Below are 11,790 nucleotides of genomic sequence, written 5' to 3' on the forward strand. Positions count from 1 at the left end.
AGGAATTTACTACATTCCTTCATCCGCTATTTTTTTTACATTCACAAGTACATACAAACTATCATCCGATTCGGAAGGGGTTCCCCGCCCGTCGGTATTATTGGAAACGAAGTAAAGCGAATCCCCATCCGAAAAGACGTCCCGAATACGGCCGTAACCTTTGATTTTTCTTGTGATCTCCATCGTTTCCGGGTCGATCACCAAAATGGCTTCCCCCCTTAGCGCCGCGACAAATAGCAATCCATTATGAAACGTCATCCCGGATGGCGCCCACGTCTCACTTGCTCCGGAAGTGAGCAGTGGGGAAAGCATGCCTTCCTTGCTTTCATTCCCTTCAATTTCAGGCCATCCATAATTCCCGCCTTGAACAATTTCATTGATTTCATCATTAGCGGACTGTCCATGCTCTGAAGAATAAAGTTCACCTTTCGAATTCCAAGCAAGTCCTTGAGGGTTCCGATGCCCCGTACTGACAATTTTAAAGCTGCCATCCTCTTGAAGCTGCACAATCTTTCCGTTGAATGAATGAGGATTTTGCGCGTTTTCAGGTGTGGCTCCATCACCAATCGTGGCAAACAAATTTCCTTCCGGCGACAACGCGAGCCTTCCCCCATGATGGACAGGCCCCGATTCAATCATATCCAAAAGAATGTCTTCTTCATGCCATCCCTCTCCATCGCGGAACAGTGTCACAATACGGTTGACCGGCTTCCCGCCGAGGTCATACGTGTAGTAGGCATAAGCGAGTGATGTTTCATTGAAATCCTTGTGAAGTACAAACCCCAGCAACCCTGCTTCCGCTGCAGTGGATAAAGGCTCCGATAGAAAAACCTTTTCCCGAACCATCTTTCCATACTTTTCTCCATACCTTTCAATCCGCACAATTGCCCCATCCCGTTCTGCCACGAATAACCTTTCTCCATCCGAATCGATAGACCAAGGGGACTCCAAATTTGTTGCGATCCGGGCAGCGGCGTACGTGCTGTCATCCGCTTTGTCCGCAGACGAGCATCCCGCAAGTCCGAGAATGATACACAAAAACATAAGCCGTTTCATTCTGCACCTCCTCCATAATTGTTCCATTTCAACATAATATACCGTATTTGAAGAATGTTTTCCGAATTTGTATGAAATCAATGGTAAAACGGACATGCTTTGTACTAACTACGGGAGGAGGAAGGAAAATGACAAATGATCAAAAGGATCAAAAAGGATTGTCGAGGCGCGACTTCCTTAAAACGACAGGGATCGCGACTGGAGCGTTAGTAGGCGGAGGCGTTATCGGGGGACTCATCGGATACAACTCCAAAAAAGACGGAAAAACGACAAGCGGAACAAATGCCGAAACAGGGCATGAAGCGCCGCCGGCAAGAGGGCTGATGTTCTTTCAAAATAAATATGATTTCAATGTGCTATCGCATGCCGTTGAGCGGATTTTTCCGGAGGATGATCTTGGGCCGGGCGCAATAGGACTTGGTGTCCCGTATTTCATAGATAACCAGTTGGCAGGAAACTATGGCAGCAATGCGCGAGAATACATGCAAGGGCCGTTTTTTGCAGGGGAAGCGACACAAGGGTATCAAAGCAGGTTGACACGTGCCGAGATTTTTAGACAAGGGATTGCAAAAATGGAAGAAGAGGCGCAGAAACGGTATCAGAAAGGATTTGCCTCGTTGGATGCCGCTCAAATGGACGAGATCCTTACATCATTCCAAAAAAATGATGTGGAAATGAAAGGTGTTTCGTCAGAATTCTTTTTCAAGATGCTTCGCCAAGCGACATTAGAAGGTGCATACGCAGATCCGATCTATAGTGGAAATGTAAATATGGACGGCTGGCGTATGAAAGGATTCCCTGGCCACCAAATGGCATATATCAACATGATCGAAGATGAGAAGTTTCAAAAAATCGAACCAAAATCAATTAGCACGATGCAGCATTGACGGAGGGATTAACTGATGGCGAAAACGTTGGATAAGGTTGATGTAGTGACAGTGGGAGTCGGTTGGATGGGCGGAATCATCGCAGCCGAATGCGCGAAGGCGGGATTGAAAGTGCGCGGTCTGGAAAGAGGGAAATCGCGCGGCACTGCTGATTATCAAATGGTGCATGACGAATATCGCTATGCGATCCGCTATGAGCTGATGCAGGATTTGTCGAAGGAGACGATTACGTTCCGCAACCACCGCAAAATGCGCGCGCTTCCGATGCGGCAGTTAGGTTCATTTCTCCTCGGTGAGAATCTTGGCGGTGCGGGGACGCACTGGAATGGCCATACGTTCCGCTTTTTGCCGTACGATTTTCAAATTAAGACAATGACCGATCAAAAATATGGGAAAAACAAACTTTCAGCAGATTATTTACTGCAAGACTGGGGTGTCACGTACGACGAATTGGAGCCCTACTTCGATAAGTTCGAAAAGACGGCGGGCATATCGGGAGAGAATACAAATCCTTTCGCGGGCAAGCGTTCTTCTGAATTCCCGACACCGCCGATGAAAAGGACTCCGATTCTGAAAAAATTTGAGACTGCTGCTTCTTCAATGGGCTACCATCCGTACATGTTACCTTCTGCCAATCTGTCGGAAGTATACGAAAACCCGGACGGACAGACAATCGGCGCTTGCCAGTACTGCGGATTTTGCGAACGGTTCGGCTGTGAATACGGAGCAAAAACGTCGCCGGAAATTACTGTTGTACCGACAGCGATGAAAACAGGGAACTTTGATATTACATTCCATGCCAATGTCGTTGAAGTCCTGAAGTCCGGCAATAAAGTTACCGGCGTGAGGTATGTGGATACTCAAACCGGCGAGGAGTTCATTCAACCGGCCGATGTCGTCGTTTTGACAAGCTATGTAATGAACAATGCAAAATTGCTCATGGTCTCCAAAATCGGCGAACAATACAATCCGGAAACGGGACGAGGAACGTTAGGCAAAAACTATGGCTATCAAATTTTGCCGACCGTGACTGGATTTTTCGATGAACAGATGAATGTGTTCATGGGAGCAGGTGCATTGGGCATGACAATCGATGATTACAACGGAGACAGTTTTGATCATTCCGACCTTGATTTCATCCACGGTGCGAGCCTTTCATTGACGCAACCCGGAGTCAGACCGATTCAGACAAATCCTATTCAGCCGGATGTGCCTGCTTGGGGATCTGAATTCAAAAAGGCATCCATTGAAAATTATACACGTGTGTTATCGATTGGCGGCCAAGGGGCTTCCATGCCGCATAAAGAAAATTTCATGTCGCTCGACCCTGACTATCGTGACGCATATGGAGTACCGCTATTGCAGTTGACGTACAATTTCACGGAACAGGACCGGAATTTGCATAAGTACCTGACAGACCGGGCTGAGGAAATCATGAAGGAAATGGGCGCGAAAACTGTGGTACCTGGAAATCCGATATCCGACTATGACATAGTTCCCTACCAAACGACACATAATACGGGTGGAACAATCATGGGCACGGACCCTGCCACTAGTGTTGTGAACAACCAATTGCAGCATTGGGACGCGGAAAATCTGTTCGTCGTCGGCGCGGGGAACTTTCCGCATAATGGCGGCTATAACCCGACAGGCACGATTGGAGCTTTGGCATACCGCGCTGCGGAAGCCATTTTGAAGTACAGCAAAACGGGAGGTTCCCTTGTATAAGAGGAATTTCATACAGCCACAAAAGATTCTTAGCTTAATTTGCACCGAATCGTAAATGATAGAAGGGAGAATTTCACCATGAGTTTAGCGAGCATCGGAGTACCGGGCTTAATCATCATCTTAGTGATCGTCCTCATTCTTTTTGGTCCGCGTAAGTTGCCGGAAGTCGGTTCCGCGGTCGGCAAGACATTGGCAGAATTCAAGAAATCGGCCCGTGAGGTTCTGGAAGATGAAGAAATGAAGGAAACGCCAAAGAAAACGGATATTTCGTAAGCAGGTGATGAAATGGATCCGTACGGAGATCATAATCGCAAAGTAATAAGCCCGCTCGACATGAAGCCGGTGGAAAGTCCGCTGGAAATGAAGCCTGTTGAAAAGCTTGCCACGGAGTCGGTCCAAGAGCAAGAAAGCCCGCCTGAAACGACGGGGGACGACAATAAGAGAATGGAAAGTGATCCAACGCTTGTCGAGCACTTGACCGATTTGCGCAAACAGCTCATTAAAAGCGCTGTTGTATTTGTGGTTTTTTTCATCGGTGTTTTTGCGACCGTCAATCTGTGGTTTCCGGTCGTCACAAGAGGGCATGAATTGATTGTCCTCGGACCGATGGAAGTTGTCGTCTTCTACATGTCGATTTCGACTGCATTGGCATTTGGATTATCGCTTCCGTTCCTCTGCCATTTCTTATGGCAATTCGTGAAGCCGGGACTGAAGCCAAAGGAAAGGCAATTTCTAAGCCTTTATTCGCCGGTCATGTTCTTCTTGTTCCTAGTAGGCTTGGCATTCGGCTACTTCGTTGTCAATCCGTTGAGCTACCGCTTCCTCATATCGTTGGGTGCGATGAACTTCAAGGTAATGGTGTCCGCACAGGAGTATGCAAAATTCCTGCTCATGACGACGATGCCGATCGGGCTATTGTTCGAGCTGCCGATCGTCGCCATGTTCCTAGCTGCAATCGGCATATTGACTGCTGACACTTTGCGGAAAGTGAGAAAGTGGTCTTATCTTATCCTGGCTGTTGTATCAGCGCTGATCACACCTCCCGATTTCGTCAGCCAGCTCATCGTCCTCATTCCGATGATCTTACTATACGAAACGAGCATTTTCATCGTTCTTTACATGGAGAGGCGTAACGTTGCGGTGAACCATTAAAAAAGAGAGGGCGCATTCATACGCGCACCCTCTCTTTTTTATTCAACTGAAAAGACCGCCTAGCAATCCTTTATTTCGACTAGATGAAGTGGAAGTGCGAGAGCTTTTCTCGCCTCTCATCGGCGTGGAGCCGAACGAATCGAACTGCTTCGATAATTTATTTCGTGCGTCCTTGTTTCTCATCAAATATGCTGCGCCTAAACCAAGTGCGGCCAATGCCATTTTTTTGTTCATCATCGTTCCTCCTCATTTATTGCTTACAAAATACTTTCCCGATTTGGTAGAGTCTAAACAAAGATGTGATGGCGCAAGGGCTCCATTATTTCATCAAGGGCTCAATTAATCGCACAAGGGCTCCATTATTTCTATAACGGCTCAATTATCGGCGCAAGCAAATAAAAATCGGCACCCAAAAAGGATGCCGATTCTCCCGTGAGAAAGATTTTTATGAATTCGATGATCCATTTTTTGAGGTGAATGGTTCTGCGAGCGATTCAAACTGCCTCATCAGCCTTCCTCGGACTTTTTTATTCCTCATCAGAAAGGCAGCTCCAAGACCTAATGCCGCTATCGCCATTTTATTCATAAAAACGTCACCTTCCTCACATTGGATTTTGCAACACCGTTAAGATTCCCTATTTCGTAATTTCTATCCATATTTCAATATTGAAAAATAAATTACGTTTAGGAGTAAATATTTATTGCATTGTGACATAAAATAAATTACTATACAAAGTAAGGGGTGAAAAATATGGAAAGAGACAATCTTCGGTTGAATGTTTCGCTGCTGAGGAGAAGGGTTCCGAATTTGACGAGTGCAGCAAAAGCAGTCGGTCTTCGGCCAGCGACAGTTTCGAATTTGTGCACGGGGAAGATTTCAGTCGGTAAATCGGAAGTGAGGACGCTTGTGGCGCTTGCGGATCTGGCGGAGTGCAGTTTGGACGAATTGATAATCCGGGGGGAGAAGATCGAGATGATCGAAACGAAAATTAAGACGTTGGATTTATTTGCACCTTTGGCAAAAGGCGGGACAGTCGGCTTGGTCGCACGGAAACAGATGGGCCAGCTTGTCGTCATGAGTGAATTATTCTATCGGTTGAAGCAAGAGGGCTATACAACTTTCCTGTTGATGCCCGAGGGGAATCACCCGGAGTTGGCTGATGTATTGGAAAATGTGGATGTGACAACGAAAACAATTGATGAAACGTATGAGAAGATGGCGGCGCTTGGCCTTGAAAAGGACATTGCGTTTGCGGCAGACAAAAGTCATGTAGTCGCTGGCGGCATTTACGAGCTGCAAGAGCGCTTGCAGCAAATCGGAATGGATTCCGTTACAACTTTTCTATTGGATTTAACAGGAGAGGCAGTAGATGAGGAGCTCCCATACGGCCCGCTTGAAACACTATGGCAGTTCGACGCTGATTTGTCGGCAAGACACCGATATCCTGCAGTCAACCCGATTGCCTCTACTTCATCAGTGCTAGAAGGCTCGCATATGGATCAAAATCATTTCTTTATTCAGCAAAGAGCACAAAAATTATTGCGCCGATACCGGGAATTGCGGTCACTTGTTACTGTAGGCGGAGAAGAGAAGCTTCCGCCATCCGAAGCGCAAACGTATAAACGTGGAGAACGTTTGGAAGCGTATTTGACCCAGCCATTCTATGTTGCTGAAGAATACACCGGGCAACAGGGCCAATCCGTCGGTCTTCAGGATACATTGAAAGATGTGCAGACAATATTGGACGGCTCATTTGATTCGCAAGATGTAGGAAGTCTAAGCTATATCGGAAAATTGTAATAACGGTTTGTAAGAATTCCGACGTTCAGATAAAATGAAAAGACAACAAGGAGTGACGCGGTCGCTCCTTTTTTCGTGTATGGGAGGAATGATCTTGGAGGCGTGTCGAAAAGCGGTGGAATGGATGAAGGATTTCGACCGACCGTGGGGAGTTGCGGGCGGTTGGGCGATTGACCTTTTTCTTGGGAATCAAACAAGAGAGCATTCAGATATTGAAATCGCTATCCTTCGGGAAGATCAGCATCGGATGAAAAATAGCTTGGCTGACTGGTCCTTTCAAAAAGCGGTGAAGGGTAAACTGGTTGATTGGGAATCGGAGACGCTGGAGCTGCCGATCCATGAATTGCACGGCGTCCATGAAAAGAGCGGGGAGCGCTTGGAAGTATTGTTGAATGAAGTGAAGAATGGGGAGTGGATTTTTAGACGGGATCCGACAATCATTTTTCAGGGCACGACATTATTTTTGATTTCCGAGGAAGGCATTCCTCATTTGCATCCGGCAATCGTCCTTCTATACAAAGCGAAAAATCCGAGAGAGAAGGATCATGCGGATTTTCATGCTGTGAAGGAGTTGCTAGGCGATGAAGATCGTCAATGGCTTTGCGGTGTACTTGAAATTCATATGCCTGATCATGAATGGATACCCCATCTTCGAGAACATTAGAATGTCAAAAGCATCTTGCGCGACCAAGTAGATTGTTTGAGTAAAAGCCGCACTGCGCCCAAAGCAACGGGTCTCCTTCCCGTATTCTATAAGAACAATCTTTTTCAAGAAGGCGGGAAGTGAATGCGTTGGATTGACATTTCTACCGGCAAACATGAATTAAAACTGTATGACGGGCAGCGATTGCTAAAAAAATATCCGATTGCTGTAGGGAGGATGGTGACGGCTACACCAGTCGGGACATATATCATCGTCAATAAACAGCCAAATCCTGGCGGTCCGTTCGGTGTATTTTGGATGGGGCTATCCAAACCCCATTATGGAATCCATGGGACAAATAATCCGTCATCTATCGGGAAAAACGTGTCGCATGGGTGCATTCGGATGCATAACAAAGATGTCCTTGAACTGGCCTCGCTCGTAAGGGTAGGGACAACAGTAAGAATTCATACATGAAAAGCCGGTTGCTTCGTTTGCAATCGGCTTTTTTGCGAATACTAAGCTTCGCATCCTTATTTTTCGACCGTGATCCATTCCTTCGACCACTCTTCAATCTCTTTCATAATCGGCGTCAAAGACATTCCTTTCTCCGTCAATGAATACTCAATACGCACCGGTGTTTCGGGGTATACTTCACGGACGACGAACCCGCGCTGCTCTAGATCCTTCAACCGTTCCGTCAATGTTTTGCCGCTCACGCCCAACTTATCGGTCATCGTACAGAAGCGCTGCGGGCCGGACATAAGCTGATATAAAATCAATGCGGTCCATCGTTGGCTCAAGATGGATACAGCCTTTTCAAAGCGTGGACAAAGCTCGAATTCATTCATATGCCAAAATCCTTTCAAAGTAAAAATCGTTTGTTATTGACAATTTATATTGTAGCATATAAAGTTAGTTACATAAAGTAAGTAACTTACCAGGAGGAATAAAACATGAAATTTCATCAACCACCACATATATATACTGGGGAAGTCGTGTTGAAAGTGACTGATCTGGATAAATTGACAAACTTCTATACGGAAATTATCGGATTCCGTGTGCTGAAAAAAGAGGATAACCGAGTTGTATTGACTGCTGATGGTCAACAACCATTGCTTGTCCTAGAGCAACCGGAGCAGATTCTTACGAAGGAGCCAAGACGCACTGGCCTTTATCATTTCGCACTTTTATTGCCGACACGGGCTGATCTCGGAAAAGCGATCAAACATTTTTCCAAGAACGATGTACGCCTAGGGGCTTCAGATCACCTTGTGAGCGAAGCGTTGTACTTATCCGATCCGGATGGAAATGGCATTGAAATTTACCGTGACCGGGACCCTGAATCATGGAAATGGCAAAATGACTTCGTCGCGATGAGCACCGATCCGCTTGACGCTAGAGCGATTGTTGAAGCAAGTGGAAATGAGGAATGGAACGGCCTGCCCGAAGGTACGCTCATGGGGCATGTCCATCTGCATGTTGCAAGCCTTCCGGAGACGCAAGCTTTCTATGAAGCGTTAGGGTTCAGAGTTGCCACCCATTATCCACAAGCTCTATTCATGTCGACCGGAAACTATCACCATCACCTTGGCTTGAACACATGGAACGGTGCAGGCGCGCCGCGTCCATCGCAAGATAGCGCTGGACTGAAAGCTTACACATTAGTGTATCCTGACGAAGTGACACTGCAGGCTGCCATTGGTAAGGTTGAAGCCCTCGGTGCAACTGTGGAATCAAGAGCAGGATTCTTTACGACGGAAGATCCGGCGGGGAATGGAATCATCCTGCGTATTCACTGAGAAAATAATAAAAAACAAGTACAGCCAATAATTTTGAAACTTCTTTCGACAGAAAACGTATTAAACCGTATACTTAACTTAAAACTATTGTAGACGGTAAAGGACGTGGAAAATTGACGAAGAAGCTTTGGTTCCAAGTTGGCGTCGGTATTTTATTGGCCATCTTAATCATTAAATATTTTATGGAAATCAGTTTCATCTTCGCGCCAGTCATCATTATTATTAAAGCAATCATTTTACCGTTGTTGCTTGGTGGCGTGCTTTATTACATGACTGAACCGATACAGCGATTTTTGGAAAATCGGAAAGTCCCACGTTGGGGAAGCATTTTGATCATCTTGGCAGGTCTTGTCGTCGTACTAGGGATTTTCATCTCCATCATAGGGCCTCATGTAACGAAACAGGTGAATAACCTCGTCGAAAACGCGCCAACATTGTCGAAGAAATTCGATGAAGTGAAAAGTATGTTCGGGGAACTGGAAGACAATTTGCCTCCAAGCCTGCAAGGATCAATCGACAGTGCAACAAATTCGATTCAGAAAATTGCTGTGAATTTCGGAAAATGGGTTGTCCAATTTTTACAATCCTTCTTCCAGGCAATCTTCCTGCTCGTATTGGTCCCGTTTTTCTTCATCTTCATGCTGAAGGACCATGAAAAATTCGCACCGAACATTTATAACCTATTCAGCGGCGAACGCCGTGAATGGGTGAGGAAGACATTGGGCGATATCGACAACGTGCTGCGTTCATACATCCAAGGGCAATTTCTGATCAGTGCAATCCTTGCGTCACTTATCTTGATTGGATATATGTTTTTGAAGTTAGAATATGCACTGTTACTTGCGATTTTCGCGCTTTTCATGAACTTAGTACCGTTCATCGGGCCGTGGATTGCCGTCACACCGGCACTCATCATTGCCTATATACAAGAACCTAAGCTTGTCATCGGTGTCGCAATTGTCACACTGATTGCCCAGCAGATCGACAGCAATCTCATCACGCCGAACGTCATGGGCAAATCGCTCGACATCCACCCGCTCACTGTCATTACCATCATCTTGGCGGCGGGTAATATCGCCGGTTTTGTCGGCATCATCGTCGGCGTGCCTGTGTATGCGGTCTTGAAAGTGATTGTGCAGAATGTTTATGAGCAGCGAAGGAAGATTAAGCAAGCTGCTACGAAGAATGTGTAGAAGAATATATTTTTTGAAAAAAGATGAAGGAATGCAGATGCATTTCCCTTCATCTTTTTTTGTGTTGGTGTTTCAGGCGGTTGTGATGTTGGTTTAGGCGGTTTGCATTAGTGATCAGGTGGTCACGGTGTTTCCTGGGCGGCATTTCATTTCCCTAAGCATTAAGAATTTAAAATGTTATAATAAAACAAATAGGCTGACGACTGGACGTGGGATGATGCAGCATGACGGCTATACCATAAGAAATCTTCAATTTTGGAAAATCGTTCTCGGCTTAGGGTTTGCTTCAGTTTTCATCTTTGCAGCAATGTATTCGATGCAGCCGCTTCTTCCTTTATTCACAAAAGAATTCGGAATATCGGTTTCGTATGCAAGTATGGCGATGTCAATGACGACGATGGGGCTTATTGTCGGGCTCATTGTCCTTGGTTTTTTCTCCGATCGTAATGGGCGGAAGGTATACGTTTACCTTTCCTTGCTCGGCTCGGTTGTTCCTTTTCTCATTATCGCAAATACGGATTCATTCTTGCTCATCGTCATTCTCCGTTTCATACAAGGGTTTGCGCTCGCTGGAGTGCCTGCTGCGGCACTCGCGTATATAAGCGAGGAAGTACATAAGAATTTTACGAATATCGCAACCGCGCTCTATATCTCTTTTAACAGTTTGGGAGGCATGATCGGCCGTTTCCTGACGGGGTTCATTGCCGAACAGGCTTCGTGGCAAATGTCTTTATACATACTTTCGATTTTCGGGACTATACTATTCGTCATCCTGCTGTTAACGCTTCCGAAATCAAGGAATTTCGTGCCGAGTGATACGACCTTTGCAAAAGATATCGAGGGCATCGTATTTCATTTGAAAAATCCGGCTTTGCTTATCGTATTCGGTTTAGGAATCGTCCTTCAGTTGTCATTTACCGGAGTATGGACGTACTTACCATTTCATCTCATTGCTCCACCGTATTCACTTTCACTCGAAACGATCTCCTACTTATATTTGGCATACGGGTTTGGAGTCGTCGGGGCTCCGCTCGCAGGGTGGCTTTCAGGGAAGTTCGGTCTCCGAAATGTGAGGCTAGCAGGAATTGGTTTACTAGCAGTGGGCATTGGCATGACAGCCCTTGCACCGCTTGCGTTCATTATCGTCGGCCTATGTATCGTCTGTTTAGGATTTTTCACAGCACACTCCTTGACGGCAGCGTCAGTCAGCAAGGAGGCAACCCATCATAAAGGCAGTGCAGCGAGCCTCTATTTAGTTTCTTATTATGTCGGTGTGGCGATGGGAAGTACGTTGCTCAGTCCGCTGTATGATGGGGTTGGCTGGGGAGGGCTTATTGTGTTTACGGCAATCTTGCCAGTTGTATATGTAGGATTGATCCGTATTAGACAAAGGAATAAAAACAGGGCAGCCTAAATTTCGGCTAGTGGGCTAACCTAAATTTTTGAGACAATATAAAACACCTTCGGAGTGGTACACTTGTAAAAAGTACTAACATCGGAGGTGTTTTTGCGTGGGCAAAAACGTTTA

14 protein-coding genes are annotated in these 11,790 nt (G+C 46.0%); 10 read left to right on the forward strand and 4 right to left on the reverse strand.

Features of this window, described 5'->3' with window-relative positions; translation table 11 throughout:
* Positions 1-9: 9 nt before the first annotated feature.
* Positions 10-1,056: a PQQ-dependent sugar dehydrogenase gene (locus ACFPTP_RS10835; protein WP_381444639.1), complete on the reverse strand. Its 1,047-nt coding sequence runs from the start codon at positions 1,054-1,056 to the stop codon at positions 10-12.
* 128 nt (positions 1,057-1,184) lie between these two features.
* Between ACFPTP_RS10835 and ACFPTP_RS10840 the strand changes: the two genes are divergently transcribed.
* From ACFPTP_RS10840 to tatC, 4 genes are all read left to right on the forward strand, one after another.
* Positions 1,185-1,943 (forward strand): gluconate 2-dehydrogenase subunit 3 family protein, encoded by a 759-nt coding sequence (locus ACFPTP_RS10840; RefSeq protein WP_381444641.1) that lies wholly within the window; start codon positions 1,185-1,187, stop codon positions 1,941-1,943.
* A 15-nt stretch (positions 1,944-1,958) separates the two neighbouring features.
* Positions 1,959-3,671: a GMC family oxidoreductase gene (locus tag ACFPTP_RS10845; protein WP_381444643.1), complete on the forward strand. Its 1,713-nt coding sequence runs from the start codon at positions 1,959-1,961 to the stop codon at positions 3,669-3,671.
* 78 nt (positions 3,672-3,749) lie between these two features.
* Positions 3,750-3,944 carry a twin-arginine translocase TatA/TatE family subunit gene (gene tatA / locus ACFPTP_RS10850; RefSeq protein WP_381444645.1) on the forward strand — a complete coding sequence of 65 codons (195 nt, stop codon included), beginning with the start codon at positions 3,750-3,752 and terminating at the stop codon, positions 3,942-3,944.
* A 12-nt stretch (positions 3,945-3,956) separates the two neighbouring features.
* The gene (gene tatC / locus ACFPTP_RS10855) at positions 3,957-4,823 is read left to right on the forward strand and encodes a twin-arginine translocase subunit TatC (protein ID WP_381444648.1); all 867 of its coding nucleotides are present in this window, start codon (positions 3,957-3,959) and stop codon (positions 4,821-4,823) included.
* Between the two features lie 42 nt (positions 4,824-4,865).
* Here tatC and ACFPTP_RS10860 read toward each other — a convergent pair whose 3' ends face one another.
* Positions 4,866-5,057 carry a hypothetical protein gene (locus ACFPTP_RS10860; RefSeq protein WP_381444651.1) on the reverse strand — a complete coding sequence of 64 codons (192 nt, stop codon included), beginning with the start codon at positions 5,055-5,057 and terminating at the stop codon, positions 4,866-4,868.
* Between the two features lie 211 nt (positions 5,058-5,268).
* Entirely contained in the window at positions 5,269-5,409 is a 141-nt protein-coding gene (locus ACFPTP_RS10865) for a hypothetical protein (protein ID WP_381444653.1), read from the reverse strand.
* Positions 5,410-5,574: 165 nt separating this feature from the next.
* Between ACFPTP_RS10865 and ACFPTP_RS10870 the strand changes: the two genes are divergently transcribed.
* The 3 genes from ACFPTP_RS10870 to ACFPTP_RS10880 all read left to right on the forward strand — a co-directional run bounded on the left by ACFPTP_RS10870 (position 5,575) and on the right by ACFPTP_RS10880 (position 7,744).
* A complete protein-coding gene (locus ACFPTP_RS10870; RefSeq protein WP_381444656.1) occupies positions 5,575-6,624 on the forward strand; it encodes an ATP synthase beta subunit C-terminal domain-containing protein in 1,050 nt (349 codons plus the stop codon).
* An 88-nt stretch (positions 6,625-6,712) separates the two neighbouring features.
* On the forward strand, positions 6,713-7,288 hold the full coding sequence (locus ACFPTP_RS10875) for a nucleotidyltransferase domain-containing protein (RefSeq protein WP_381444659.1): 576 nt from the start codon (positions 6,713-6,715) through the stop codon (positions 7,286-7,288).
* A 123-nt stretch (positions 7,289-7,411) separates the two neighbouring features.
* Positions 7,412-7,744, forward strand: coding sequence for a L,D-transpeptidase (locus ACFPTP_RS10880; RefSeq protein ID WP_381444662.1), 333 nt, complete (start codon positions 7,412-7,414; stop codon positions 7,742-7,744).
* A gap of 56 nt (positions 7,745-7,800) precedes the next feature.
* On the opposite strand, the gene ACFPTP_RS10885 is transcribed toward ACFPTP_RS10880, so the two are convergent.
* The gene (locus ACFPTP_RS10885) at positions 7,801-8,118 is read right to left on the reverse strand and encodes a winged helix-turn-helix transcriptional regulator (protein WP_381444666.1); all 318 of its coding nucleotides are present in this window, start codon (positions 8,116-8,118) and stop codon (positions 7,801-7,803) included.
* 105 nt (positions 8,119-8,223) lie between these two features.
* Between ACFPTP_RS10885 and ACFPTP_RS10890 the strand changes: the two genes are divergently transcribed.
* The 3 genes from ACFPTP_RS10890 (at position 8,224) to ACFPTP_RS10900 (ending at position 11,676) form a co-directional block, all read left to right on the forward strand.
* Positions 8,224-9,069 carry a VOC family protein gene (locus ACFPTP_RS10890; protein WP_381444669.1) on the forward strand — a complete coding sequence of 282 codons (846 nt, stop codon included), beginning with the start codon at positions 8,224-8,226 and terminating at the stop codon, positions 9,067-9,069.
* A gap of 113 nt (positions 9,070-9,182) precedes the next feature.
* Positions 9,183-10,262, forward strand: coding sequence for an AI-2E family transporter (locus ACFPTP_RS10895; RefSeq protein WP_381444672.1), 1,080 nt, complete (start codon positions 9,183-9,185; stop codon positions 10,260-10,262).
* A 127-nt stretch (positions 10,263-10,389) separates the two neighbouring features.
* Positions 10,390-11,676, forward strand: coding sequence for an MFS transporter (locus ACFPTP_RS10900; protein WP_381444674.1), 1,287 nt, complete (start codon positions 10,390-10,392; stop codon positions 11,674-11,676).
* Positions 11,677-11,790: the final 114 nt, after the last annotated feature.

This window comes from Sporosarcina koreensis (assembly GCF_042655825.1).
In the GTDB taxonomy this organism is placed as follows: Bacteria; Bacillota; Bacilli; order Bacillales_A; family Planococcaceae; genus Sporosarcina; species Sporosarcina koreensis.